Genomic DNA, 25635 nt, shown 5'->3' with positions numbered 1-25635 from the left:
TTTTATCCTTTTCTGATCAATATCCATTTGACATTCTTTCCGCAGTAGGCCGGCATGATCTCTCCCTTTGAGACATATATGATCGTGCCGAGCCTTCCCTGTGTTTCCCATTCGCCGCTGACGGTGCATTTTCGCCCTGTGGCCAGCGTGATTTTCTGATCTTCCATACCGAGGCTTATCGTCTGGGTTCAGCTTAGACTACCACACTGAATCGGTCGGCACTTTCCAATGTTGCTTGTCATCTTGCGGTTCATCGTCGTCGCCGGTATCCTTCTTAGACGCTGAATCAACCTGCGTTTCCTGACTCCGTCTGGATTCGGTTTTATGTTGATTACTCTTGTACTGGATGCGTTGAACGTTGTCCTCAGACATTTCATTTGTAGTGGTTTCTCTGTCGCACGATACCATACCAAGTACCGGTGCCAGCATTAAAATTGAGATATACTTTTTCATAGTGGTTTGTAATTTTTGATGTTTTAAAAAAGTCTATCCCGGCCGGGGTCGTCTAGAATTCTGACACCGAAATTAGTGGGACTGGTGCGTTGAAAAAAGTGAAGGTGGTAACGATGGATCTTTTAACAGGGAATTATTGGTACATTGTTCCCTGTATTTTTATGGTTATCGTTCTGATAATCAAGTATTAAAAGAATTTTAAGTTCAGGGAAAGTGAAACAGATGTTTAATTGTCGATTTTTCAGTAAATTTGAATATATCTCATTGTTATGAACTATCATAATAGCATTTTACTACTGATCTTTAATCTGTTTTGGTGTTTTATTGATGGTCATCAATACCCTGAACGATCGTATAAGGAAATCGCAGCACTTTTTAATTCCTATCACGAAAATGACGAAAGGGCTTTGATCTTCGTAAACCTGTACATTAATAAAGCAAAGGATGAGAATGATCTCAAAAAACTGATCAGAGGTTATGAAGAGGCGATATACTACAGTGCACAATCTGAGAGAAAACTGTTATATGCAGACAGTGCCATCATATGTGCCTTAAGGTCCCGCGATGCTGATCAAATTGCACGGGCCTATCTGGGCAAAGGTATTATCTACTATTATAACCGCAGGCAGTACAAGCCTGCGCTGGAAGAATACCTGATTGCATTCAGGTACTCAAAAAGTTCGGAGGACCTCTATCTTAAAAATAAGATCACCTACCATCTCGGAATGGTAAAGAGCTATTTGGGATATTACAGGGAAGCTGCTGCTCATTTTAAAGAGACTGCTGAGTACTTCGGGAAAAAAGCAAAAGAGAACGAAAACATGACGTTGAGAATCAATAACGAGCGAGGCTATTTTAACAGTATCTACAGGCTGAGTACGTGCTACAAACATTTACATCTTTATAAAGAGGAAGATTCGCTCATCAATATAGGACTGAAGCAGCTTCGAAAAAGGAAGGAGTTTCTACCTGAGCTTGGATTGTTCAGAAAGGGGAAAGGTATTCAAATGCTGCGGCAGGGCAGAGCGGATGAAGCCCAGGAACAATTAATCGCATCAAGGGATATTTTAAGCAGCGTACGTGATCAGGCTTCTTTGACAACCGTTTACTTTTATTTAGGGAAATTATACTGGTATAAGCGGGACAGAATTGATGCTGTAAACTATTTTAAGAAAGTGGACTCCCTGGTGAATAAATTCTGCTTTATCACGCCTGAGATCAGGTCCAATTACGAATACCTGATCAATGATGCAAAAAGCAATAAAGATAAAGACGGCCAGCTGTATTATACCGGGCAGCTTCTGAAGGCAGATTCGATCATTAATGCAGATTTTGCAATGCTCTCTTCCAGGCTCTACCGAGAGTATGATACAGATACTTTAATTGAGGAGAAAAACAGACTTGAAAAAAAACATAATAAAGACCTGGCGTTGATCTACATCTCTGTTGGGACCGGAATGTTGTTTTCATCTTATATGATCTGGCGATCCCGCAAAAGAGAAAGAAGGCTTACGCAGAAGTATAAGGAACTACTTATCAAATTAAGAGAGTCAGAAAATCAGCAGTCCGTTCACGATCATACGGTGAACAGCGAGGAGAAAAGTCTTTACAGTCCTGAGATCATTGAAGATATACGAAGCAAATTGAAGGGATTTGAGGATCAAAAACTGTTTCTCAACCAGAATCTTACCATCCCAACAGTTGCAAAAATGCTCGGAAGTAATCGGACGCATCTGTCTTATGTGCTCAATGTCCATATGGGGATTTCATTCCCAAGCTATCTGAAAGAATTACGGATCCGGTATATCACGAAACTTATTTTGGAGGACAACAAATATCTGAATTATAGTATTGATGCCTTGGCGGTTGAGTGCGGAATGACCAACCGGCAAAAATTTTCGTCCCATTTCCTGGAAATCAATGGAATGAGACCGATTGATTTCATCAGAAAAAGACAGCAGGAGCTGAGAGATAGTTGATTTTATCTGTTTTTAAGCCGATTTTTACGTGAACATTAAAGGTAAACGTATGAACGGAAAGAATTTTCGAAAAAAGATCGATCAGCTTTGGATAGAGCTCAACAACGCTGTCGACCAGATCAACAGGAGCAATAATGGCATCGTAAGCTGTTCCGAAGAAATATTGATGGAAACCGATTCGGCGATAAGGCAACTGAAGGAATTGCTGCGTAGTTACCAGTTCACAGACTGGAGTGAAGAAATTTATTTCTTCAAAACCATCAAACCAAAATTTATATCACTTTATATCTATTATGCGAAGATATTATCAATAGAGTCTTCAAGGCCTTATTCGGACCCCGAGGTGCTGAAGTCTTATTATCAGAATGAAAGAGCCAATCTGCTGCACTTTTATAATGAGCACAAAGATTTTATGACGTACTATCGCCGTAAATCTACTTATCTCGATAAGAAATACTTTGTCCGATTTAAGTTTGATTTCAAGCTGAAGCTCAGCCCCGAACTCTACAGCTACGACGAAGAATTTTCAACATCCCATGACCATCTGGTGTCCCAGATTCTTGCCAATGATCTGCTGGAAAAATTTCTTGCGGACAAAATCAATTCAGGGGATTACCTCGGACATTCTTCTGAAGTAATTAAAAGTATTGAATGGACAGCTCCTAAGGTAGCATTGACCGAACTGCTGTATGCGCTTCATCTCACAAAATGTTTCAATGGCGGACATGCTGACCTGGCGGAGATTTTCAGATGGGCAGAAAGTTCGATGAATATCAATTTAGGGAACTACCACAAGACGCTGGCAGAATTGCGGCTGCGTAAAACCGACAGAAGTAAGTTTCTTTCATTGCTGCAACAGAACTTTAATCAATATCTTGATGATCTGGATTCTTAATTAATTGTTTTTGATCGGTTTTTATTTGATTTTTTGTTCTGAATTGCTCTGGTAATAGCTTTTGTGATGCTTTTTTGTCTGAATCGATCACATTCTGTGTCTCTGTTTTTAAGAGCGTGACTGATGAAGCATTTGTTTGTAGGATAAACACTGTAATCTTTCGGTAGTACCGAAGAACTACCGAAAGATATCACCATTCCTTTTGGAATTTTGCCTTGTGATTATTTTATCACAAGACGATAATCTTAAAAGCTATGGAAAAGAAAAGTATTGATCCTAAGACGCCGATATGGCAGCTCACTGTTGCTGAATTTCTTGAAGTGTCCAAAAATCTGAATACAGAGAAGAAGTATGAATATGGTCTTAAAGGTCTTGCCAAGATTCTTGGATGCTCTGTTTCGAAAGCGTCTGAGGTAAAGTCTTCGGGCATACTGGATAAGGCGATCATTCAAAACGGTAATATCATCATCATCGATAAGGAAAAAGCTTTACAGCTGTTCGGAAAAAAATAAACGATGTACTATGTTGAGCTCATTGATCGATTCTGGGTATTCAGTGACAGGTTCAAACCCGGCACCGCTGTAACTTCCCTGTACCTGTATCTGCTTAATATCGCAAAAGAAAAAGATTCTTATCAGTTCAGGATGTCTGATGTTGAGCTGGGGAAAAGGCTGGGACTTAGCAGGGCAACCATAAAAACAGCCAGGGAAAAGCTTAGAGATTTTGGATTGATCCAATATGCGGTCGTAAACGGCGCGCCCACAAGCTACAAGCTAATTGTTAACTTCCCAATCGAGGAAGCCAATTGTGATGAAATGCCAAATGATGTCGTAGAGCCCATTGTTTTCACTAAAGAGAATGAAATTCGTTTTCGAAGCGAAGAGAAAAATAAGTCCGAGACTGCTGATACCATTGGTGACAAAGATCCAACGTCTGTATCCCGGGAGTCTTTAAAGGGAAAAAGAATGGTGCCGGACCTCCAGGAATTTTTAATGTACGCCAGGTCACTGGATGCCTACAGTCCTGAACTTGATGACATTATCAAAGATAAATATTCAAACTGGTTATTCAATGACTGGAAAAGCGACTCGGGAAGGGTTATTACCAACTGGCGTACATCGCTCAAAAATGTGTTGCCGTTTCTGAAATCCAGAGAGAAAGATTCTCAACTGACGATTGACAGTATACCCGATATCCGGCATCCCAAAGTAGACCCTGAATTGTAAGTGTTGTCAGAATAATTAAAAAATAAGAAGGATATGACATTCCCTCAGAAGGACAGAAGAATTGTCAGAAAAGAATATACAGCAAGGACAGGGAAGGAGCCGGAAAGAATCAGACTGGGAAATGGTTTCGTAGATGATTTTATATTCGAGGATCAGGAAGCGGCTGATATTCCGATCAATGCATTGCGTGTCATATTCAATATCATTGCAACCATCAGCAGCGAGCAGTTCCGACCGGAAGACCGACCGCAACAACTTTCTTTGTTTAATGAGGAATTCGAGACCGACAACAATGTTTTTGCCGTGATGAAAATCAAAAACCATAAGATCTCACCCAGCGGTTCCACCAGGCAGGTCATTGATGCCTATGAATTTCTGGCCAGGTTCAGGATGGGCTGGTACCGAGCGGTCAATTCCCGGGGAAAGGAGATTCGAACGTTCGGAGGTCTTATCTCAACACCAAGCTATGAGCATCGCGGCTATACCAGTTTCTTGATTAGCAGCTACTGGCTGAAAAAGCTGATGGTCATTCCACAGTATAATTATGTGCTGTATAACCTGGTGTACAACATTAGGAACAACAAGCATATCATCTTTGCGATTTGGCTGTCAAAAATTCCACCGACCGGCACAGCTCTGAAGCTCTCTACATTGAACAGAAAGTTCGGACTCAACTACAAAACAGCTAACGACCTGTGCTTTAAATTTCTAAAGCCCGCCAGATCAAATCTTGATCGGTATAATAGTTTATCATTCCACTTTAAATATAAAGGGGATATGATCTCAATCATACCGTACGCAACGGATGCTGTTCCTGAAAAAAGGGTAGAACCGGATAACGTGCCAATTGATATTACGAGACGGCTAAGGTATTTCAGGAAAAGATATGGTTTACAAGAGGATGAAATGTTGCAGTTTTCCTACCAGTATAAAAATATTCTGCAGACACGCGAGCTGATTGAAAAGGCATTCAGGCAATTGATCAGAACGTCCAGGTTAAAAGGGAAAAGTTCTACCGAATTCCAGGGCAGAAGATTTTTGATGGAGATCCAAAAGAATATGATTAAACTCTATCGTGAAAGCAAGATCGGAAAACTGCTGCCGAATGGCTATCCGGTTATCCTGTGAATTCGGATTGGTACTCATCCGTATTTCGGAATTGTACTGCTTTCAAATTCGGAATTGCGCTCGCTGAAGTTAATGACGTATTAACAAAACAAGCATAAGGAATCTGATATCGGACTTGGACTCATTCCTGAAAGTCTGGTAAGCTTGCCGTTTGTTGATTATACCTCAAGATTGCGGATAAGGTTCTGATCTGAAGAATTGGTTGTAATTGAAAACGGATTTGCACTCATTTCAAAAACGGTGCTTTTTCGAATTTATACTCATTTTAATTTCGGAAATGAACTGATCTCCATATCGGAATTGGACTCATTCCTAAAATCATCCAAGCGGTTTCTAAGATTGCAGTACACCAAATAGCTAAAAGTAGAGTGAAAAGGATGAAAAGTTATTTTTTATTTAAAAAGAAATTGGTAAGAGAAACGTGCTTTAAAAAAGAAAAAAATGAATTGCGGAAAAATCAAACAAAATATCAGCATCCGTTCGTTGCTGGAATCATTCAACCTTTTTCCTGTCAAAGAAAATCGCAGAACCGCTTTTTACTTTGCGTTGGACAGAGAAGAGACTATTCCAAGTCTTTGTGTGGATTTTATTAAGAATATCGCTTTTGATTTTGGAACAGGGAAGAGTTACGATGTAATTTCTGTTGTGCGGCAAATAAAAAAATGCTCCGTTGCGGAAGCATTGGAATACCTTGCATCGTTTAATTTTACGGTTAATATTGAACGGTTTGCTGAAGAGATACAACCTAAAACTTCTTACACAATACTAAAAGTAGACGAAGTCAGGCACCCTGCATTGATTCAATATCTGGATTCGAGAAAAGTTTCTGAGCAAAAGAAGTGCGTTAGGGAGGTGCATTATGAACTTAATGGAAAAAAGTATTTCGGGATCGGATTTAAAAACGATTCCGGTGGTTTTGAAATAAGGAACAAGTATGCTAAAATCTGTCTCGGTGCGAAAGATGTAAGTTGGATCAGTAATTCAAAGAATATGAATCATGAGGTGGCAGTTTTCGAAGGCTGCTTTGACTATTTAACCTTTAGGAATCTTGAATGTAAATTAGGTTTGACCTGCGATTGTTTAATTTTAAACTCTACGGCTATGCTTTTTAAAGCTGAGAAAATATTAGATACATATGAGAAAATCTTGCTTTATCTTGACAATGACAAAAACGGAAAGTTTGTTGCATCAAAAATTAAAAAAGAATATACTAATGTAGAAGATTGCTCTTTAATGTATTACGATTTTAAAGATATGAATGATTGGTTTGTTAAAAATGCAAACAGTTTAAATGATTTTTAACTTATTGCTGTTTTTTATAATTTAAAAAAATTAGATTATAATTTTACTATTAATTTTTATTATCGTAATATTGCAATATAAAAATATCAATTATGGGACTTACTAAAACAGAAATCTTCACAGACGAGCAAAATAATCTAGCTTCTCTCTTTAAAGTTTTGGCACATCCTGCAAGAATCGCAATCCTCCAATACATCATTAATCAGAAAGCCTGTATTTGTAATGACTTAGTGGACGAACTTGGACTAGCACAGGCGACCATCTCTCAACATTTGAAAGAATTGAAAAGTATCGGGATTATTCAAGGAACTATCGAAGGGAAATCAGTTTGCTATTGTATCGAAGATAAAAAATGGAAAAAGATTCAGGTATTGTTCAATCAATTCTTTGAACAAGATGTAAAAGTTGGGCAATGTTGCTAACAATTTTTTTTATCCATTTAACATCGTCATATTGCAATATATAAATTAAATAAACATTAATTATTATGAAATTATCAAACATCAAAGAAATCTTACCAAAATTGAACAATGTAGAATTTCAATTAGAAAACGGGAAATTTGTTCCTGAGCATTTTCACGTTACAGAAATAGGAGTTATTACAAAACATTTCATAGACTGCGGTGGCAATACCAGAAATGAAAAGGTTGTCAATTTCCAATTGTGGGATGCGAACGACTTTGAGCATAGATTGAAGCCGACCAAACTCTTGGACATCATCTCACTGTGTGAAGACAAACTGGGAATCGAAGATTTAGAGATAGAGGTTGAATATCAAAGCGAAACTATCGGTAAGTATGATTTAGATTTTAACGGAAATAATTTTGTTCTGAAAAATAAACAAACTGCTTGTCTGGCTAATGAAGCTTGCGGAGTTCCTGAAGGAAAACAAAATGTCAAAATTTCTGATTTGAATACTTCGTGCTGTACTCCTAATTCGGGTTGTTGCTAAAAAAAGAAAGCGTAATGGAAATCAGACCTATAACTAAAGACAATTTTTCGGAAGTCATAGAAATCTACAAACAGGGATTGGCAACCAATATAGCCACTTTTCAAAACGATTCTCCACAATGGGAAGAATGGGATAAAAAACATCTCGATTTTTGTAGAATCAGCATTTATGATAATGATAAGATGCTTGGCTGGACGTCTTTGACACCTGTTTCAAGCCGATGTGTCTATTCGGGTGTAGCTGAAGTAAGCGTTTATGTTGCAACGGATGCACGAGGTAAAGGAATCGGAAAAACTCTTTTGACAGAATTAATCCAACAAAGCGAAGAAAACGGGATATGGACATTACAGTCCGGTATATTCGCCGAAAATGAAGGCAGTATCAAGCTACACGAGAAATGTGGATTCCGATTAGTTGGTTACCGAGAAAAGATCGGTAAGAAAAATGGGATTTGGAAAGATAACGTTCTTATGGAACGCAGAAGCAAAAATATCGGAATAGATTAATAAGAATAAAGCTTAAATAAAGACTATGTATCCAGAATTAACCAATACTATACAGCAATTACAACATCAAAGCATTAGTGAAGAAAGAAAAATTACATTGCAGTCATTAATTGATTTTGTACAGCAAAAAATGGATGAAGGAAAAGATATTAATCTCGTTTTCATTTGTACCCATAATTCACGCAGAAGTCACCTCTCACAAATCTGGGCGCAAGCTGGAGCTGCCTATTTTAATATTCCAAATGTGCGTTGTTATTCGGGAGGTACGGAAGAAACGGCATTATTTCCAAAAGTGGCTGAGACACTCGTAAATCAAGGTTTTAACATTTTCAAAATTGCGGATGAAAATAACCCTGTATATGCTATCAAGTATAATGATGATTCGTTACCTGTAATTGGATTTTCAAAAAGATATGATAGTGCGTTCAATCCTACATCCGGTTTTGCCGCAATTATGACCTGTTCACAAGCAGACGGTGGTTGTCCTTTCATAGCAGGAGCAGAGAAAAGAATCCCTATCACATTCGAAGATCCTAAAATCTCCGATAACACACCACAGCAGTCACAAGTATATGCAGAAAGAAGTTTGCAGATCGCTTCTGTAATGTTCTACGTTTTCTCTAAGATAAAAAAATAGTTTTTATGCAACCAAAGCTAAAATTTCTTGACCGCTACCTTACCTTATGGATATTCCTTGCAATGGCAGCAGGTATAGGCTTAGGATATTTCTTTCCTTCAATTTCACAAATTACAAATGCGATGTCCGTAGGAACGACAAATATTCCATTGGCAATTGGTCTTATTTTGATGATGTACCCCCCTTTGGCAAAAGTTGATTATTCACTATTACCTCAAGCATTCAAAGATAAAAAAGTAATAGGTATTTCATTATTTCTCAATTGGTTTGTTGGGACTGTGCTGATGTTCGGATTAGCAGTTTTGTTTTTACGAAATGAACCCGATTATATGACAGGATTGATACTGATAGGTTTGGCGAGATGTATTGCAATGGTAATTGTCTGGAGTGATCTGGCAAAAGCCAACAGAGAATATACCGCTATGCTGGTTGCATTGAACAGTATATTTCAGGTGGTTTTTTACAGCTTTTTAGTTTGGCTGTTTATCAATGTATTACCAAGCAAATTAGGACTGGCCAACTTCAACGTAACGGTATCAATGAAAGATGTTTCAGAGAGTGTATTGATTTATTTAGGGGTTCCATTTTTAACAGGTTTTCTAAGTCGTTACTATCTTATCAAATCAAAAGGTATAGAATGGTATAACAGAAAATTTGTTCCAAGAATATCACCTGTTACATTGTATGCTTTACTATTTACCATTGTAATAATGTTTAGTCTGAAAGGAGACAAAATATTGGAGCTGCCAATGGATGTGATAAAAGTTGCCGTACCGTTGGTTATCTATTTTGTAATGATGTTTTTTGTCAGCTTCTTTATCAATAAATCTTTAAATATCCCCTATGATAAAAATGCCTCAATCGCATTTACCGCTACAGGGAACAACTTTGAATTAGCGATAGCTGTAGCAATAGCAGTTTTCGGAATTCATTCTCCGCAGGCTTTTGTAGGGGTTATCGGACCATTAGTGGAAGTTCCTGTGCTTATATTACTTGTAAAAGCAAGTTTGAGTTTAAAAAATAAATACTGATATTACCATTATTTTTTCCGTTGTACAAAGATCTGAACAAACTGAAAATCAGAATGAAAAAATAATAAGATTTAGAGATTTGAGTTAATTAATTCATCTTCCTTCTTGGTAATCCGATCTCATGTTCCTGTGGATAAGGCTTTCTAAAGGTCATGCTGACATCTTCCCTGATATTGTTATAAGCTTCGTACGCTTTGTCTTTATCCAAAGTATATCGGGGGTCATGAATGAAAGGCATTTTTGCCATTTTTAAAATGGTTATGGTGGGAAAGTGAAAATCGACCTCCACGGTTCCTAATAATAAATAACATCCACCACCTTGAAAAGGATATTGAGTTAGATTGTCAGGGAAATGCGCTGTATCAAAATATTCACCTTCCGCATCGATCCAAGTACCGAAAAACATTGTTCCTCTTTTTGTCGGAACGTGCTTTCGGGAAATCAGATAGGCCAACATCTTGACCTGCTTCTTGTGGTATTTCGTCAGGTCCTTTGCCATCACGCTGCCTCTGTATTTGGTTTGTAATAAGTCGAACGGACTTACCGAAACCGGAAATCCCAAGATCTCAATTTCGTCAAAAGCATCCTCCAAAGGATGCCTTTGTACTTTTGGAAGTGTGTATTCTTTTTGCGGTTCTTCCAGTAATGTCAAATGCTTAAAACTCGGCCTGTTTCCTGCTAAAAGAAATCGGGCTTCAATTAACAGTTCGTGCTTTTGCTTTCCGGTAAACCTGAATGCTCCTATGAATATTAAAGTTTGTAAGGTCTCGATACCAATGGGGATTCTTTTGACAAAGTTTTCCAGGGAGGTATAATCACCATTATTTTTTCGTTCTTCAGGAATTAAAACCGCGATTTTGCTTTCGAGCTTTTCGATGTGCATCAATCCTAAATAGACGTTTTTTTCATAAACCGTAGTCTGGTATTCACTTAGATTGACACAAGGGTTTAATATGGTTGCACCTGACATTTTCGCTTCATGGGCATATACCTCTGTTCTGTAGAAACCGCCGCCATTATTGATCGCCGAAACCATAAATTCAATAGGGTAGTACACCTTCAGATAAAGACTTTGGTAGCTTTCTACCGCATAGGATGCCGAATGGGCCTTGCAGAATGAATAGCCTGCAAAGGATTCTATCTGGCGATAGACCTCTTTGGAGAGCTGCTCCGGATGACCCAGGGCTTTACAGGATTCGAAGAAATGGTCTTTGACTTTCTGCAGGGCAGAGAGCGAACGTCCTTTGCCGCTCATCGCCCGGCGTAATACATCGCCGTCAGCAGGGGAGAGGCCTCCGAAATGAAGGGCGATTTTGATAACATCCTCCTGGTAAACCATAATCCCGTAAGTCTCTCCCAGTTCCTTTTCAAAAACCGGATGGAAATATTCAAATTGATCAGGATTATTATGGCGGAAAATATATTCCTTCATCATTCCGCTTTGTGCCACGCCCGGACGTATGATGGATGATGCTGCTACCAATACTTTATAATTGTTGCATTTTAATCTTCGGAGAAGTCCGCGCATAGCAGGACTTTCAATATAGAAGCAACCGATTGTTTTTCCCCTGCTCAGAAATTCATTGCATTTCTCTTCATCTTTTGACAAGCTCACATCACGGATATCAACTTTGATACCTCGTTTCTCTTCGATGAGTTTTACCGTATCTTTGATGGTTCCTAAGCCCCGCTGGGAAAGGATGTCGAATTTTTCCAGACCGATTTCCTCAGCCACGTGCATATCGAACTGGACGATCGGAAATCCTTTCGGCGGCATTTCCAATGCGGAGTAATTGGTGATGGGCTCTTCAGAGATTAGAATCCCGCAAGAGTGCATACTTCTCTGGTTTGGAAATTTCTCTAAAAGCTTTCCATATTTGTGAACCATTGCTGACACCGAATTAATATCGTGCTGCTCAATAGATCTGGTGGCAAGCTCGTCAAGCTCCTCTTTTGGCAGACCAAATGCTTTTCCCACCTCACGGAAGATCGATCTGTATTTAAACTCGACATTTGTTCCGCAAAATGCCACGTGGTCTTTTCCATATTTATCAAAGATGTATTGTAAAATCGTATCCCTGTTCTGCCAGCTCCAGTCGATATCAAAATCCGGCGGTGTTTTCCGGTTCAGATTCAGAAAGCGTTCAAAGTACAGATCAAGCTCCAGCGGGCAGATGTCTGTAATGCCAAGACAGTAGGCCACAATACTATTGGCACCGCTTCCGCGACCGACATGCATAAACCCCATCCGATTGCTGTACTGTATGATGTCCCATGTGATGAGAAAGTAAGCACAGAAATTCAGCTGATCAATGACATCAAGTTCCTTGTCCATCCGTGCTCTTGCCTTTCCGTCATCATCAGGATATCTCTTAATAAACCCTTTATAGGCAAGTTCCTTCAAAAGCTTTATATCGCTGTCTTTACTTTCTGTAAAGTTCTTTTTGTTTTTAGGGGTCTTATAATCAAAATGGAAATGGCATTGTTCCAGTAATTGTTTCGTATTTTCAATGATCTGTGGATAATGATGGTAATTCTTTAAAAGCTCATCCTTTGAGATCAGCTTCTCGTTTGGGCCGCATATATCATTTTCTTCAAGCTTAGTGACCAGGGTATTCCGGTCGATGGCACGCAGGATCTTATGCAGTCTATATTCTCTCTTTGTTGTAAAAGTTACCGGCTGTAACATGACCATTCTTGGCAGATACTTTCTCAGGCTGGGATTGATCAAAAGATTGATCTCTTCGGGACGTATCCCGATGTATTCGTTTCTGCCCAGTTTCTCAGGATAATTGCTCAGAGGGTATACGACAAAGACCTCCGACAGATCAGGGTGATGTACAGGCAAGTCCTTTCCTTCACAATTATGCTGTGTCAAAAGCCTGTTGATCTCACCAATACCTGATTGATTTTTTGCCAGGCAGATATAATACTGTCTATTGTCATTTCTTATATCCACACCCACGACTGGCCTTATGTTGCTTCTTTCACATAACCTGTGAAAATCATAAATGCCGGAGATACAATTGATGTCGGTCAAAGCAGACGCACCGATTCCCAGATCAACACACTGCTGAACCAGTTCTTTTACGGAAATAGTGCCGTAGCGTAAGCTGTGGAAAGAATGACAATTGATGAACATAACATCGTGAATTTATTGGTTTAAAAATGCGGATGCCCGGCCAACGCTATCTGAACCGAATCTCGTTTTAATTTTGTCCAACGTTTGATAAAGACTGATAAGCTCTTCCGTATCTTCAAACAGGTTCATCTGGTGACAGCCGTGAACTAATCCGGTAAATTTTATCCCTATCAGCCTGATTCGCATCCTGCGGTTGTAGACCTTTTCAAATAATTCTAATGCATACCTGAGCAGCGTATGGTCGGATGAAGTGTAAGGGATCATGTATTGCTTGGTCTCCGTATCGAAATTGGAATACCGAATCTTTACCACAACGGTAGATGTCAGCCACTTCTCCTGACGGAGCTGGAAGCATAAGTGTTCCACCATTCCTGACAGTATGCTCTTTATGGCGGTGATATCGATGGTATCCTGTGAAAATGTATTTTCCTTTGAGATGGACTTTCTTTCGGAATGGGGAATAACTGGCGTTTCATCAATGCCGTTGGCTTTCTTCCAGAGTTCCTGCCCGTTTTTTCCGATCAGCTGGTGCAAAACTTCAATCGGTGTTTCCGATAGGGTTTCAATGGTTCTGACTCCTAATCTGGATAAGAGTTGAAAAGTGACATTCCCAACCATTGGAATCTTCTTTATGGAAAGTGGATTCAGAAAGGGCTTGATGTTCTGCTCAGGAATTTCAAGTTTTCCGATGGGCTTCGATTCCCCGGTTCCGATTTTGGAAACAGTTTTATTGGTGGATAAGGCAAAGCTGATGGGCAGACCAGTATTTTTTCTGACAGCCTCTGCAATTTCAGTGGTCCATTGATAGCAACCGAAAAATTTATCCATCCCGGAAAGATCAAGATAGAATTCATCAACACTTGCCTTTTCAAGAACAGGGACTTTTTCCTGTATGATCTCTGTAACGATATGCGACATATTGGAGTACATTTCCATATCGCCCCGGATTACCTTTGCTTCCGGGCAAAGCCTTAAAGCCATCTTTATCGGCATGGCACTTCGCACCCCAAAATATCGTGTTTCATAAGAGCAGGATGCTACCACTCCTCTGTCTCCGCCACCAATGATAAGCGGCTTTCCAACAAGTTCGGAGTTCTTCAGTCTCTCACAGGAGACGAAGAATGTGTCAAGGTCCATATGGGCAATCGCGCGATTCATGTTGACAAAATTATTATGTTTTGTAGCAAAAAATTGTATATTTGTTGCTATAAATCATAGCAATGTCAATTTTATCAGAAAATATGCGGTATTTGAGAGGTAAGCTGGGCCATTCACAACAGAAGGTTGCTGATGATCTTTCAATAACCCGTGGCAGGTACGCAAAATATGAAGACGATGCCACAGAGCCACCTCTTGAGATCTTGGTCAAGATCTCGAAATATTATAATATCAGTATCGATCTACTGCTGAAAATAAATGTCAGCAAATATTCCATCGATGAGATCATGGAACTTCCTGACAACAGGAGCGTTCTGCCTATCAGGGTCGATCAGGATGGGAACGATCAGATCGAGATCATTCCGCAAAAGGCTTCAATGGGGTACTTGAACGGTTATAGTGACCCGGAATACATAGAAGGTCTTGATACCATATCTTTACCGTTCTTGAAGGGCGGTAAGTTCAGGGCATTTCCTGCTGACGGGGATTCCATGCCTCCCTATAAGAACGGAACTTATATCGTGGGAAGATATGTTGAAAATCTTTCTGATCTTAAAACGGACCGGACTTATGTTTTTATTACTACTAATAATGGTATCAGTTATAAAAGATTTCAGTTTCACGAAGCGGATGGAATTTGGGTCAAGGCTGACAATAGTTTTTACGAACCTTATAAAATTCCATTACCTGAGATCAAAGAGATCTGGGAATTTGCCTGTAGTATCAGTACAAAAGAATATGCGCCTGATGAGTTTGCAGAGCGTAATATTCAAAGCTTCATTGCAGAGATCAAAACTGATATAAAACAGATCAAAGAAAAGATCGGAAATAAGAATTGAGCTTTAGAGCAGAAGGTAACATAAAAAGAATTATAGATTATGGAGCAGTTAACCTTATTCAATTCCGAAGAATTATATGAATTTCCGAAAGACCTTTTGGAATTCAGGGAACATTTTTTAAATAGGGATGAAGCTGATCTTTTAAAAGATAAACTGCTTCATTCTGCACCGTGGGAACAGCGTACTCAGAAAATGTACGACAAAACAGTAATAACACCGCGTCTGACAGCTTGGTATGGTGATGACAGGAAATCATATGATTCTGCAGATAACAATACTTTAAGTTCCAATTCCTGGACTCCTGAATTGTTTTCTTTGAAAGAAAGGATAGAGAAAGAATTCGGCTATCAATTCAATGGTGTGCTGTTGAACCTTTACCGTGACAATAATGATTCAGTAGCGTGGCATAGGGATAAGGAGAGCCGTTATGGTAAACGACCTGTTATCGCATCGATTAGCCTTGGGCAAACCAGAAATTTTGATTTCAGGAAAAAAGATCATCATCAAAGCAAATACAGTCTGCCGCTTCCTCACGGTTCGTTGCTTATTATGAAGGGAGATCTTCAGGAACATTGGGAGCACAGGATCGCTAAATCCAGATTACAAATGGAACCAAGGATAAACCTTACCTTCCGGTTGATCCACGCGTTATAGGGATCATTATCTTGTCTGCCAAATTAATCAGTTCATTTTGTGTGGCTGGGTCGGCTTCATTTGACAACAGAACAATACCGGAATTCAAGTCAGGATAAAAGACCATATAGCTGCTGAATCCCAGGCTTCCTCCTGTATGTGAGATACTTCTCCTGCCATCTTCTGTTTTTTTCACCTTCCAGTTGAGTGCAATAGCTCCGTCTTCCATTTTACCAAAAGTAGGCTGATGGCTCAGAGATACAACGGGATCTTTTTCATTCAGTTGGAAGGCCATATATTTCAACATATCTGAAGTGGAGGATGCGATGCTGGCTGCTACTCTAAGGTCTTCCCAATCAATCACAGGCATTATTCGCCCTTTGCCATCGTAGCCCTTTGCCATTTTTAATGGGACTTCCCCGGATTTCAGCAGATAGGTATTTTTCATCTTTAATGGCTTTGCAAAATATTTTTTCAGAAGATTTTCGTAATTGTCATTATAAACACGCTCCATTATGTATCCCAACAATTGTGCTGCGGTATTACAATGCCTCGAAATACTTCCTGGTAACACCTTTAATTTCACCTGATGGAGATCCCGATAGAGATCCTGTCCGCTATATATCGTATGGACAGAATCTAAAATGTAGGGTATATCGTCCGGGTCTGCCTTTCCAAATAGATCCTTATCAGGCATCCAATTGGGTAGTCCCGATGTAAGATTGGCCAAATTCAGCAAAGTGATCGGTGTTCCATTATATTCCAAGTTAGGATAGTCGTCCTTCAGATATTTTCTTATATCATCATTCAGTTTTACCTTCTTGTCGAGAACGGCCTTTGCCAGTAGCGTAGCACCGAATGTCTTTGTAATGGAAGCCAGTTCGTATATGGTATTTTCTGTCGGAAGATCCTGCTTGTCTCTTTGAGTCGAGCCGTAATTATAAATAAACTTCTTCCCATTTTTTATGATACCTACTGAAATACCGACTCTGGAATTATTTTGCATAAACGCAGCAACTGAACGCTGTACCAATGAATCTAAAGGCGTCTTTAACCGATTATCAGTTGGTAATTGAGCAATCGTCTGCTGTGAAAATAATACTGCAGAGAGCAGCAATACTAACTTGATGATCTGAAATGGCTTTTTCATTTGAAATATTTAGTGGTTACTTACACTAATGACAATCGTAACAATCAAATTGTTACATGATAATCACTTTCCTTAACGATGATTGCATCAGTCTGAGTCAAAGGATAGTCTACGTATAAAAGAAAGTCAGACGATGAAAGTTAGGTGTCACTTATCCGTTTTGATAAGCATGCAGATTTGCTTACCAATTTCTACATTGAACTTAAACAAAATAGAGATTCACTAATGAAAAATGTCCGCCGAAAGTTGCTTTTAGCCCATTTTATCGAAACTAACGGACTGAGAACCATCGAATCTATAAAGAATAGATTGGATCAAATTAAAGAGAAGTGATTATTGTGTAAATTTGATAACTGATCGCTAATTATTAGAATATGTTAAGAAGCCTGGGAGTTTTTTCGGATTTTGAAGTGCAATTGTTTAATCAGAATATTGAAATCAAAACCGTCGAAAAAAATGAAATTCTACTTGCCGAAGGTGAAATTTCAAAATCGGTTTTCTTTATTAAAACCGGAGCTCTTTTTCAAGTTCAAACAATAGATGATGAAGAAAAAATTATTGATCTAAATATTCAGAATGATTGGGTTTTCAATTTTGATAGTTTGACAAATCAAATTCCTTCTAATACAATGATAAAGGCATTTGCTAGATCTGAAGTTGTAGAGCTAAAGTTGGAAAGCTTACATAAACTGATCTCGATTTCTCAAAACTTTTTGCAACTCAACAAGATCTTCAATTCTTTGTCTACTAAAATCCATATTTATGACAGCAATCTGAATCCGACTGAAAAGTATAATTACCTTCTTAGCAATAAACCTCAGATCATAAAAATTTTCCCTTTGAATATGATCGCTTCTTATTTGAAAATGCGCCAGGAAACTTTGAGCCGGGTAAGGGCTAATGTGTTTTTTTGATTTCAGTCAAGTGCTTCTTCGAGATTAATTATAGAAATTTGAAAGAAAAAAAATGATCACTGATATTATTGAAAATTGCCAATGAGGCAAAAAGAATTGACTTCAGATTTTTATAAAAAATTAGGTTTTACGGTTTTCGGAAATGAATTTGATCATTACTTAATGCTACAAAAAGATGATCTGCAATTGCATTTTTTTGAATTTAAAGATCTTGTTCCGGACGACAATTATGGGCAGATCTATATCCGTACAACATCCATCGAAAACCTGTACAATACTTTCATTGAAAATAAAGTTCCGATACATCCCAATGGTCATTTAGCGGAAAAACCTTGGGGACAAAAAGAATTCTCCATTCTTGACCCCGATAATAATTTAATAACTTTTGGAGAAACATTGAATTAAAAAGTTTTAAAACATTCATTATGCGAATAGATTTTACAGGCTCACATCGAGTCGGAAAAACAACTTTGGCAGAAGAGATCGCTGATAGTTTACCTGATCATGAATTTATAATTGAACCTTACTTACAACTTGAGAAGGAAGGATATTTGTTTTCAGAAATACCGACATTGGACGATTATATTGAGCAATTCAATTTTTCTGTAGACCAGCTACAGAATAGTGGAGACAATGTGATTTTTGACCGTTGTCCATTAGACCTCTTGGCGTATGTTTATGCGGTTGGCAAAAAGAAAAATATATCCGATCTCTATAAAGAGATGTCCGCGGCAATTGCTGAGATTGACCTTTTGGTTTTTGTCCCCATAGAAAAAGTTGATCTAATAGTTTGCCAGGAATCGGATCTGCCGAATCTAAGACAGGAAGTAAATGATATTTTAGAGGATTGGATCGGAGATTTCAGCAATGAAATCCTTGAAGTAACCGGAACTTTAGAGAACCGGAAAAAGCAAATATTGGATAAGATAACTAATATGGAAAAATAGAACCTTATTTACACTCTTATTCTCTATTTGTAATATTTGGTCGCGACTACTTTTCAATTACGTTTTCTTTCTATAATTTCACTGCATTGAAAATGTATTAGCCTCGTTTGGTTGAAACTGGACCTTTCCTTCATTTTTGCCCGCACTTCTAAAAATAGTTAATTGAGCAAAAAATTGACGACGGGTAATTTCGTACGCTATAATTCACTTTTTCCCTATTCGGCTTCTTTAAATAACTATATTTGAATTTGAAACCTTCAAAAACAAATAGTTATGAGAATAATCATGTTGATTTGACTGCTCATCGGAAGTCTCCTTCAGGCACTTCGTCCATATTTGTTCCATTATCTGCAAGCTAATACAAACACTATCACACTGAAATGATAAGATCGATCAGCTTTTTGAGTCTAATACTATTACTGAACTCCTGCATTTCATCTAAAGGTATTTTTATTGAGAATCCACAAAATAATGAAAATGAAAATCCTTACAATTATGATAATAATATATATTTATCCAATAGAGAATACTTTTATACTTATCAGATAGTTAAAGGCGATGATTCATTGAAATATAAAATTGACAGTGACAGTATTTTTTCATTATTAAAATATAATTCAAAAGATGATAAGGCAATTGATCTATTGAGTATCAAAACACTGAAAACAAAAGGTCCGATATTCCAAGACCATCCGGATTATAGCCAAACAGAAATTATTTTATCTCATTTAAATTCTAATAAAAAAACAATAACCAGTGAACTTACCGGTGTTATAGAAAATAATACAAATGTCTGGTTGCATCCTTTCCGAATGAATGCTTTCCAAATATTACAATTTTCGCCATTTCCATACGTAAAACCTAATGAGTCTAAAAAATACAAATGGAATTTAAAAATTGGTGAACATTGGAACGAATTAAAAGACATTACCTGGAAAGGTAAATTGAACCTGAAATGTGTTTATGAAAACACGCTAAAAGATAAAAAGATCATATTACCATTTGGTACCATAAATACAATTGAGACAAAATCGAGTTGTTCCTCGAAAATTGGAAAAACTTTTTTAACATCGTATTTCAATGAACAATTGGGATTTGTTCGTTTACAATATTTACTTCCTAAAGATGAAAAAATTATAATTAGCTTGGAAAAAATTGAGAATAAATAAACCCTTTAACTAACAAGGGTTATTATAAAACCGCTGAAACTTGAATAAAGATGCCATTCAAAAAATTAAGTAGATCATCAATTATACTTTTTGTGTTTTTTATTTTTTCAAAGACTGAAGCACAGACAGATAATAGCTTCAGTATTAGGAAACTCGCGCAATCATCTGACGAATTCTTTAATAAGAATCTGCTGCAAAACAAAAACATCGTTGGTCTAAGTGCTGCGATCATCGTAAATGATTCAGTGATCTGGTCAAACGGATTCGGATACGCAGACAAATTGAACAAAGTACCCATGACAGCCAATACGGTCGTCAATATGGGCTCAATAACCAAAACATTTACTTCGTTAAGCGTGATGCAGCTTCAGCAAAAAGGATCATTAAATATAAACAATCCATTAAACAGCTATCTCACTGATTTCAGGCCTAAAACAAAAAATATCGACATAAGGGATATTACGATAAGATCCGTTCTTACCCACACATCAGGTATTCAAGCCGACATATGGAAGAATTCAGATCTGAGATCTGGAAAGTACACTGACGTATTAGGTTATATCAATAATACCTATATTACCTATCCGCCAGGTATGGTAGGTTTATATTCAAATGCAGGTTATAATATTTTAGGAACTTTGGTGAAAGCAGTAAGCAAACAAGATTATGCGGACTATGTCCATCAAAATATTTTTGCCCCGCTTGGCATGAGCCGATCCGGATTTGCAATGGATGGCTTAAAATATCGTTCGAAGATCTATCTTGGTGGAAATGAAGTGGAAGAATATGAATTGCGGGATATTCCATCCGGCGGGATTTATACCAACATCAATGACTTTTCCAAATATGCGATCGAACTGATGAAAGCCTATAACGGAGAAAGTTCTTCGATAATAGATTCCCGAACTATTCATGAAATGTTTTCACTGCAAAACCAAAATGTACCTATTGAAAGTAATAAAAAAGGATTAGGATGGTTTATGTTTAAGAATGATTCCAATTTTGCTGTGTACCATGCGGGAAGTGCCGGATTTGCACAGGCAAAACTGCTATTGATTCCCAAAAGTAAATTTGCGGTGATTGTAATGACAAACTCAGCAGAAGGTGGCGCAATTGCAGAAGAATTTTGTTTCAGTTTCCTGAACAAGTACCAATTGAGTATCAGCGACCTGTTTCCTGCTCCCATAACAGGAAAAATTCATAGTTCTTCAACTCATATCAGATTATCCCGGCACAGCCTGAAAAGGTATTTAGGTAATTATGCTCAAGACGAAGATTATATAAAGGTCATTTTAGAAAAAGACCGTCTTAGGCTTATTGATGGGGAAAGACAATATTTTCTCACTCCTTTATCGAGGGATGAATTTCTACCTACTGAAATATTTCCAAATGATAGCTTAGTGGAAAGGAGCAACAAAAGATTTGTTTTCAAGAAAGTGAATAACGAAAATTTTTTATTTCAAAGAATTGGAGATCGTGAGTACGAATCCGGACTAAAACTCAAAAACGTCGATCGCTCTGTGTGGGAGAATAAAACTGGAAAATACAAGCATTTCGGATATCAAATGCTGATTGGCGATACAAAATTCAAAGAAGTTGAAATTTATATATCGGAAGACAACGTTTTGATGATGAAGCTTACAACATTTGGTAGTGTAAGACATATACCTTTACGTATAATAACACCTGATCATGCTGTTACCTGTGGCATAAATGCGGGTTTCGGAGGATTTAATGTTAGCTTCTCTGAAAAAGATGACCAAAAAGTAGTTGACTTTGCGGGTTTGACATTTAGAAAGGACAGATGAAATATCAACAGCTAATATTGCATTTGTTCACACAGAGTCGGTAGACAACTTTGAAGAAGAGATTGTATCGTAAACATTTGTGTGAAGACCATTCTCATTTCAGGTCATTTCTGGCATTATTTTATCAACACTAATGATAAAGATAATAAATGGAAGATTTGCTACTTGAAAATTGGGAAAAACTTGGACAGGTCGCACTGATGACGATTGCCTCTTTTGTCATTCTATTCCTTTTCATCAGGATCTCAGGTAAAAGGACACTGGCCAAGTTCAACGCTTTTGATTTTGTGGTCACGGTCGCTCTGGGTTCCACATTGGCCTATATGATGCTTGCGATGGTTCCCTTAGCAGAAGGTGTAATGGTGTTATTTCTTATAATAGCATTACAATACCTGTTCGCAAAACTGCCAGTACATCCGATAAGATGGAACATCTGATCAATTCCTCTCCACGCTTATTGTTCTATAAAGGCAAATACCTCAAAGACAATATGAGCACCGAGGCTATAACGGTTGATGAAATCAACGCTGTAGTGCGTCAGGAAGGAATTGAAAAGTTAGATGATGTTCTGGCAGTTGTCATCGAGCTCAATGGAGAGATCAGTGTCATCAAAAGATCGGATACTCCAGGCGGTAAAAGTTCTTTAGAGGATCTTGATATTCCTGACGGTCAGTAAAACATAGATGCTCTGTACGAAGTAATATCTTTATGAAACAATTTGATACTTGTATTTAACAGTTTTACTTCACTAAAGAATCGTTTTAGGAGGCACTATTTTGAAAATCTATTTTTTCGTCTTAACTGTTTTTAGCCAGCTTTGGTAGATCGGAAACCAAACCCGGTCACCATTAGATCCGTTGCATAGAATAATGATACCGCTCTTAGTTGGCAGGTCCAAAAATAAAGCTGCACTCCAGCCTACATTTTCGCCGGTATGCCCTATGGTTCTGAAACCTTCATAATTCATAAACCGATATCCCAGCCCGCTTTCACCTTCGTTGGAAGATGGGAGGACAGGCTTTTCCATTAACTTGATGGTTTCAGGTTTCAAAACTTTATTCAATTGTTTTGGATCACGGTTAATTGACAATTCTGCAAAATGTGCCAGATCTTTGATCGTGGTCTGAAGTCCTGCCGCTGCTTTTTCAGTGAAGATCCGGTTTTTTATAGGATTACCATTCTCATCATATGCCGTTGCTGAAGTAGCCATCATTTCTGCTGTCCATTCATAATTGGTATTCTTCATTCCAAGTGGCAGGAAGATATTACTTTTCATATAGGTGGCAAAACTCTGTTTCGTTCTCTCTTCAAGGAGCAGTTGTGCAAGAGTGTAGCCTCCCCCGGAATAGTCCCATTTAGTTCCCGGCTCGCTGATAAGATGTACGGTTTCACCATTGCGTTTGGTTTTTCCGTTTAATGATTCTTCCAGACTAAGCAGTGTTATTCCTTGGTCTGATCCTCCGTAACCGTGGACCGAAAGTCCTGCGGTATGGCTTAAGATCCGTCTCAGTGTTACTTTTGATCTGTCAAATTCGGATTCCGGCAGATGCCACCGGGTTAGATATTGATCAACGGGATCATCCAGTTTAATAAGACCTTTTTCAGTAAGCTGCATAAAGCCCCAGGCAGATACCAGCTTGGAAATAGAGCCAATATTAAAGATCGTTTCAGAAGTTACTGGTTTTTTGCTTGCAAGATCCGCATAACCGCTCGATTGTATCCAGGCAATCTTTCCATCCCGAATTACGGCTACTGCAACTCCGGGAACATTATTCTTTACGGTAAGCTCATTACTTAATGTTTCAATTTCTTCATACATCGGATCTGTCGTATGAAGAATTGAATTCTGAGAGTGCCTGGTTGCCGAACAAGAGAAAATCATTCCCAAACAGACGATCAACAAGGTAAATGAGAAGAAGCTTTTTAGGTGAATAGTATTTCCCATAAATTTTAATTAGCCAATATTCAAATATCCGAAATAATAATCAGCTGCAATAAAATATTAATTACGTTTTTATCTTTTCACTCTTTTCATTGGAAAGGTCTGTTTGCGTTTCTGTCCGTTTTTTGTTCCTGAAATTTCGGCTATCAATGAATCTGAAGTGATTTTTGTGTAAGCGATGATCTGCGGAAAGTCGTGTTGTGGATTTTCAAAGACCAATTGATCTTCAGAAATGGTTTTGGCGGCAAAACGAACAGGCAAATCATCATTTTGGTTTTTAACAGTCGGAATGTAAAACAACTTTTTATTTTCCTGCAATAGGCGGATATTTTCAAAAACAATCGTGTCTTGGTCTTTGATACTATAACTTTTTCCCGAAAATTCATTATTGCCAGCCTTGGTCCAGGTTTCATAGATACTGCCTCTTTGGGTTTTATTTTCCCAGGTCCCAATCAGCCATTCAGCTTTTTGAATGTCGTTTGTCCTTTTTATTGTCCAGGCATATAGAATAGCCAAACTAACAACCGTAATAAAAAATTTTGTTCCTGTTTTCATAATTTTAGCTCATTGAATGATTATCATTTTATTTAATTTCCAAACACGGGATAACTTCCTTGCTGAAAGTTTAGATGACAAAGTTGCAATGCTTTTGAAAACTAAAATTGTAAAAATGGGACAAGTCTAATCCGTTCCGTAAAAAAGTGAAGACATTTTGAGGTGAGTGCCATAAAATTCTTTGGGCGTAGATCCGGTAAATTCTTTAAATTCTTTGATAAAGTGTGCCTGGTCGTAATACTCGTTTTCGTAAGCCAATTCAGCGAGGTTGGAAAACTGATCATTCAACAACATTTTGAGCGCAGCTTGTAATCGAATTGTCCTGGATAGTTGTTTCGGACTTAGACCAATGGCTGAAGAAAATTTCCGTAACAATTGTCTTCGATTAACTTGGGTAAGCGTGGACAATTCGTCAACCGAGAGTTGCCCGTTGGCTGTTATAATCGTTTCAACCGTTGATTTGACAATGCGGTCAATGTTTTCTATGTCAGTCAGTCGATCCAGTAAAAATTTTTCAACAATCTTTATTTTCTCCAGAATGGAATTGGCATTTAAAACCTGTTGCTCAATTTCCTGCCCATCCTTTCCAAACAGCTTTTCCAATGAAACGGCTGTATTTTCCATCTCCTTTATGGAATTAATGGTAAAAGGCAAAAATCCTTCCGGATGAAAGCGGACGGAGAAAATTCCGGTTTCGCCAGTAGGCTCTATGTCAAGTGGTCGTGTCAGTTGACCGATGACAAAACATCTGGGCTGGATAATGCTATTCCCATTATTCAAGTATTGTTTGTATAGATCACCATAATGAAAGATCATCTCCATACATCCGTCAGGAACGATGGTTTGCTTTTCAGGCGTTTCTTCTTTCGGGCTTTCCAATGTCCAATAACATCTGATAAATGTTGTCAAGTCCTGATCCGGTTCAAATGTCTGGTAATTCATTTGGCTTCTTTTTGATAAAAATTATTCTACCTAAAAACTTCATAGTGATTCAAATATAATCAATCTTCGCACAAGAGATTGATGGATAATCTATCATAAACCTGCGTAATTTAAATACAGGTTAGCTGGAAACCTGCGCAAAATGTGCACAGGTCAGCTTAGAACCGGCTCAAAAAGTAAGCCGCTCATCCCAAAGCCGGCTCAGAATTTGAGCCGGGTACTGTTAATGCGGCTCAAAAATTGAACAACCCTGATGTTATTGTTTTTTCTGCTTTTTTTCTTTTCAAAAGTAATTATTGCAACTTATTAATAATCAATTAAATGCAG

Annotated in this window: 28 protein-coding genes; 20 read left to right on the top strand and 8 right to left on the bottom strand. The window is 38.0% G+C overall.

Annotation, left to right across the window (positions count from 1 at the left end):
* Positions 1-2: 2 nt before the first annotated feature.
* Together ODE14_RS06660 and ODE14_RS06655 are read right to left on the bottom strand one after the other, a co-directional pair.
* Positions 3-167 carry a hypothetical protein gene (locus ODE14_RS06660; protein ID WP_241613702.1) on the bottom strand — a complete coding sequence of 55 codons (165 nt, stop codon included), beginning with the start codon at positions 165-167 and terminating at the stop codon, positions 3-5.
* A 31-nt stretch (positions 168-198) separates the two neighbouring features.
* Positions 199-453: a hypothetical protein gene (locus ODE14_RS06655; RefSeq protein ID WP_263603440.1), complete on the bottom strand. Its 255-nt coding sequence runs from the start codon at positions 451-453 to the stop codon at positions 199-201.
* Between the two features lie 269 nt (positions 454-722).
* On the opposite strand from ODE14_RS06655, the gene ODE14_RS06650 reads away from it, so the two are divergent.
* The 11 genes from ODE14_RS06650 (at position 723) to arsB (ending at position 10109) form a co-directional block, all read left to right on the top strand.
* Positions 723-2432: a helix-turn-helix domain-containing protein gene (locus tag ODE14_RS06650; protein ID WP_263603439.1), complete on the top strand. Its 1710-nt coding sequence runs from the start codon at positions 723-725 to the stop codon at positions 2430-2432.
* A gap of 49 nt (positions 2433-2481) precedes the next feature.
* Positions 2482-3327 (top strand): RteC domain-containing protein, encoded by an 846-nt coding sequence (locus ODE14_RS06645; RefSeq protein ID WP_263603438.1) that lies wholly within the window; start codon positions 2482-2484, stop codon positions 3325-3327.
* A gap of 254 nt (positions 3328-3581) precedes the next feature.
* Positions 3582-3839: a DUF3853 family protein gene (locus tag ODE14_RS06640; protein ID WP_073000169.1), complete on the top strand. Its 258-nt coding sequence runs from the start codon at positions 3582-3584 to the stop codon at positions 3837-3839.
* A 3-nt stretch (positions 3840-3842) separates the two neighbouring features.
* Positions 3843-4553, top strand: a complete 711-nt coding sequence (locus ODE14_RS06635; protein ID WP_263603437.1) for a hypothetical protein — start codon at positions 3843-3845, stop codon at positions 4551-4553.
* A 33-nt stretch (positions 4554-4586) separates the two neighbouring features.
* Positions 4587-5681, top strand: coding sequence for a hypothetical protein (locus ODE14_RS06630; protein ID WP_241613691.1), 1095 nt, complete (start codon positions 4587-4589; stop codon positions 5679-5681).
* A gap of 441 nt (positions 5682-6122) precedes the next feature.
* Complete coding sequence (locus ODE14_RS06625; RefSeq protein ID WP_263603436.1) at positions 6123-6983, top strand: toprim domain-containing protein; 861 nt, start codon at positions 6123-6125, stop codon at positions 6981-6983.
* Between the two features lie 92 nt (positions 6984-7075).
* A complete protein-coding gene (locus ODE14_RS06620; RefSeq protein WP_241613687.1) occupies positions 7076-7405 on the top strand; it encodes an ArsR/SmtB family transcription factor in 330 nt (109 codons plus the stop codon).
* A gap of 65 nt (positions 7406-7470) precedes the next feature.
* Positions 7471-7935 (top strand): DUF6428 family protein, encoded by a 465-nt coding sequence (locus ODE14_RS06615; protein WP_241613685.1) that lies wholly within the window; start codon positions 7471-7473, stop codon positions 7933-7935.
* 14 nt (positions 7936-7949) lie between these two features.
* The gene (locus tag ODE14_RS06610; RefSeq protein ID WP_241613683.1) at positions 7950-8441 is read left to right on the top strand and encodes a GNAT family N-acetyltransferase; all 492 of its coding nucleotides are present in this window, start codon (positions 7950-7952) and stop codon (positions 8439-8441) included.
* A 25-nt stretch (positions 8442-8466) separates the two neighbouring features.
* On the top strand, positions 8467-9078 hold the full coding sequence (locus ODE14_RS06605; protein WP_241613682.1) for a hypothetical protein: 612 nt from the start codon (positions 8467-8469) through the stop codon (positions 9076-9078).
* A 5-nt stretch (positions 9079-9083) separates the two neighbouring features.
* A complete protein-coding gene (gene arsB / locus ODE14_RS06600) occupies positions 9084-10109 on the top strand; it encodes an ACR3 family arsenite efflux transporter (RefSeq protein WP_241613679.1) in 1026 nt (341 codons plus the stop codon).
* Positions 10110-10197: 88 nt separating this feature from the next.
* Here the strand turns inward: arsB and ODE14_RS06595 are convergent, their stop codons facing one another.
* Complete coding sequence (locus ODE14_RS06595) at positions 10198-13251, bottom strand: DNA polymerase III subunit alpha (RefSeq protein WP_241613677.1); 3054 nt, start codon at positions 13249-13251, stop codon at positions 10198-10200.
* Positions 13252-13263: 12 nt separating this feature from the next.
* Entirely contained in the window at positions 13264-14409 is a 1146-nt protein-coding gene (gene dinB / locus ODE14_RS06590) for a DNA polymerase IV (RefSeq protein ID WP_241613675.1), read from the bottom strand.
* 62 nt (positions 14410-14471) lie between these two features.
* Here dinB and ODE14_RS06585 point away from each other — a divergent pair, with 62 nt between their 5' ends.
* Together ODE14_RS06585 and ODE14_RS06580 are read left to right on the top strand one after the other, a co-directional pair.
* The gene (locus ODE14_RS06585) at positions 14472-15248 is read left to right on the top strand and encodes an XRE family transcriptional regulator (protein ID WP_241613673.1); all 777 of its coding nucleotides are present in this window, start codon (positions 14472-14474) and stop codon (positions 15246-15248) included.
* Between the two features lie 39 nt (positions 15249-15287).
* Positions 15288-15902, top strand: a complete 615-nt coding sequence (locus tag ODE14_RS06580; protein WP_241613671.1) for an alpha-ketoglutarate-dependent dioxygenase AlkB family protein — start codon at positions 15288-15290, stop codon at positions 15900-15902.
* On the opposite strand, the gene ODE14_RS06575 is transcribed toward ODE14_RS06580, so the two are convergent.
* Positions 15874-17031 carry a serine hydrolase domain-containing protein gene (locus tag ODE14_RS06575; protein ID WP_241613669.1) on the bottom strand — a complete coding sequence of 386 codons (1158 nt, stop codon included), beginning with the start codon at positions 17029-17031 and terminating at the stop codon, positions 15874-15876. The two genes, ODE14_RS06580 and ODE14_RS06575, sit on opposite strands and share 29 nt — an antisense overlap.
* A 416-nt stretch (positions 17032-17447) precedes the next feature.
* Here ODE14_RS06575 and ODE14_RS06570 point away from each other — a divergent pair, with 416 nt between their 5' ends.
* The 7 genes from ODE14_RS06570 to ODE14_RS06540 all read left to right on the top strand — a co-directional run bounded on the left by ODE14_RS06570 (position 17448) and on the right by ODE14_RS06540 (position 22545).
* Entirely contained in the window at positions 17448-17945 is a 498-nt protein-coding gene (locus ODE14_RS06570) for a Crp/Fnr family transcriptional regulator (RefSeq protein ID WP_263603435.1), read from the top strand.
* A gap of 81 nt (positions 17946-18026) precedes the next feature.
* A complete protein-coding gene (locus ODE14_RS06565) occupies positions 18027-18350 on the top strand; it encodes a hypothetical protein (RefSeq protein WP_241613666.1) in 324 nt (107 codons plus the stop codon).
* Between the two features lie 20 nt (positions 18351-18370).
* Positions 18371-18892: an ATP-binding protein gene (locus tag ODE14_RS06560; RefSeq protein WP_263603434.1), complete on the top strand. Its 522-nt coding sequence runs from the start codon at positions 18371-18373 to the stop codon at positions 18890-18892.
* Between the two features lie 380 nt (positions 18893-19272).
* Positions 19273-20061, top strand: a complete 789-nt coding sequence (locus ODE14_RS06555) for a hypothetical protein (protein WP_263603433.1) — start codon at positions 19273-19275, stop codon at positions 20059-20061.
* 92 nt (positions 20062-20153) lie between these two features.
* Complete coding sequence (locus ODE14_RS06550) at positions 20154-21869, top strand: serine hydrolase domain-containing protein (RefSeq protein ID WP_263603432.1); 1716 nt, start codon at positions 20154-20156, stop codon at positions 21867-21869.
* 149 nt (positions 21870-22018) lie between these two features.
* A complete protein-coding gene (locus ODE14_RS06545; RefSeq protein ID WP_263603431.1) occupies positions 22019-22306 on the top strand; it encodes a hypothetical protein in 288 nt (95 codons plus the stop codon).
* Positions 22294-22545: a YetF domain-containing protein gene (locus ODE14_RS06540; protein ID WP_241613655.1), complete on the top strand. Its 252-nt coding sequence runs from the start codon at positions 22294-22296 to the stop codon at positions 22543-22545. Before ODE14_RS06545 ends, ODE14_RS06540 begins: the two co-directional genes overlap by 13 nt.
* Positions 22546-22653: 108 nt before the next feature.
* Here ODE14_RS06540 and ODE14_RS06535 read toward each other — a convergent pair whose 3' ends face one another.
* The 3 genes from ODE14_RS06535 to ODE14_RS06525 form a co-directional block, all read right to left on the bottom strand.
* Positions 22654-23814, bottom strand: coding sequence for a serine hydrolase domain-containing protein (locus ODE14_RS06535; protein WP_263603429.1), 1161 nt, complete (start codon positions 23812-23814; stop codon positions 22654-22656).
* Between the two features lie 69 nt (positions 23815-23883).
* Positions 23884-24366, bottom strand: coding sequence for a DUF6265 family protein (locus ODE14_RS06530; protein ID WP_241613651.1), 483 nt, complete (start codon positions 24364-24366; stop codon positions 23884-23886).
* 126 nt (positions 24367-24492) lie between these two features.
* Positions 24493-25308 carry a helix-turn-helix transcriptional regulator gene (locus ODE14_RS06525; protein WP_241613649.1) on the bottom strand — a complete coding sequence of 272 codons (816 nt, stop codon included), beginning with the start codon at positions 25306-25308 and terminating at the stop codon, positions 24493-24495.
* Positions 25309-25635: the final 327 nt, after the last annotated feature.

The sequence above is a fragment of the Chryseobacterium sp. PET-29 genome (assembly GCF_025736815.1).
In the GTDB taxonomy this organism is placed as follows: Bacteria; Bacteroidota; Bacteroidia; order Flavobacteriales; family Weeksellaceae; genus Chryseobacterium; species Chryseobacterium nepalense.
This window is presented reverse-complemented; position numbering and strand designations above follow the sequence as displayed.

Coding starts and splice junctions, on each gene's coding strand:
- ODE14_RS06660 (WP_241613702.1), bottom strand. CDS start 167: ATGGAAGATCAGAAAATCACGCTGGCCACAGGGCGAAAATGCACCGTC.
- ODE14_RS06655 (WP_263603440.1), bottom strand. CDS start 453: ATGAAAAAGTATATCTCAATTTTAATGCTGGCACCGGTACTTGGTATG.
- ODE14_RS06650 (WP_263603439.1), top strand. CDS start 723: ATGAACTATCATAATAGCATTTTACTACTGATCTTTAATCTGTTTTGG.
- ODE14_RS06645 (WP_263603438.1), top strand. CDS start 2,482: ATGAACGGAAAGAATTTTCGAAAAAAGATCGATCAGCTTTGGATAGAG.
- ODE14_RS06640 (WP_073000169.1), top strand. CDS start 3,582: ATGGAAAAGAAAAGTATTGATCCTAAGACGCCGATATGGCAGCTCACT.
- ODE14_RS06635 (WP_263603437.1), top strand. CDS start 3,843: ATGTACTATGTTGAGCTCATTGATCGATTCTGGGTATTCAGTGACAGG.
- ODE14_RS06630 (WP_241613691.1), top strand. CDS start 4,587: ATGACATTCCCTCAGAAGGACAGAAGAATTGTCAGAAAAGAATATACA.
- ODE14_RS06625 (WP_263603436.1), top strand. CDS start 6,123: ATGAATTGCGGAAAAATCAAACAAAATATCAGCATCCGTTCGTTGCTG.
- ODE14_RS06620 (WP_241613687.1), top strand. CDS start 7,076: ATGGGACTTACTAAAACAGAAATCTTCACAGACGAGCAAAATAATCTA.
- ODE14_RS06615 (WP_241613685.1), top strand. CDS start 7,471: ATGAAATTATCAAACATCAAAGAAATCTTACCAAAATTGAACAATGTA.
- ODE14_RS06610 (WP_241613683.1), top strand. CDS start 7,950: ATGGAAATCAGACCTATAACTAAAGACAATTTTTCGGAAGTCATAGAA.
- ODE14_RS06605 (WP_241613682.1), top strand. CDS start 8,467: ATGTATCCAGAATTAACCAATACTATACAGCAATTACAACATCAAAGC.
- arsB (WP_241613679.1), top strand. CDS start 9,084: ATGCAACCAAAGCTAAAATTTCTTGACCGCTACCTTACCTTATGGATA.
- ODE14_RS06595 (WP_241613677.1), bottom strand. CDS start 13,251: ATGTTCATCAATTGTCATTCTTTCCACAGCTTACGCTACGGCACTATT.
- dinB (WP_241613675.1), bottom strand. CDS start 14,409: ATGAATCGCGCGATTGCCCATATGGACCTTGACACATTCTTCGTCTCC.
- ODE14_RS06585 (WP_241613673.1), top strand. CDS start 14,472: ATGTCAATTTTATCAGAAAATATGCGGTATTTGAGAGGTAAGCTGGGC.
- ODE14_RS06580 (WP_241613671.1), top strand. CDS start 15,288: ATGGAGCAGTTAACCTTATTCAATTCCGAAGAATTATATGAATTTCCG.
- ODE14_RS06575 (WP_241613669.1), bottom strand. CDS start 17,031: ATGAAAAAGCCATTTCAGATCATCAAGTTAGTATTGCTGCTCTCTGCA.
- ODE14_RS06565 (WP_241613666.1), top strand. CDS start 18,027: ATGAGGCAAAAAGAATTGACTTCAGATTTTTATAAAAAATTAGGTTTT.
- ODE14_RS06560 (WP_263603434.1), top strand. CDS start 18,371: ATGCGAATAGATTTTACAGGCTCACATCGAGTCGGAAAAACAACTTTG.
- ODE14_RS06555 (WP_263603433.1), top strand. CDS start 19,273: ATGATAAGATCGATCAGCTTTTTGAGTCTAATACTATTACTGAACTCC.
- ODE14_RS06545 (WP_263603431.1), top strand. CDS start 22,019: ATGGAAGATTTGCTACTTGAAAATTGGGAAAAACTTGGACAGGTCGCA.
- ODE14_RS06540 (WP_241613655.1), top strand. CDS start 22,294: ATGGAACATCTGATCAATTCCTCTCCACGCTTATTGTTCTATAAAGGC.
- ODE14_RS06535 (WP_263603429.1), bottom strand. CDS start 23,814: ATGGGAAATACTATTCACCTAAAAAGCTTCTTCTCATTTACCTTGTTG.
- ODE14_RS06530 (WP_241613651.1), bottom strand. CDS start 24,366: ATGAAAACAGGAACAAAATTTTTTATTACGGTTGTTAGTTTGGCTATT.
- ODE14_RS06525 (WP_241613649.1), bottom strand. CDS start 25,308: ATGAATTACCAGACATTTGAACCGGATCAGGACTTGACAACATTTATC.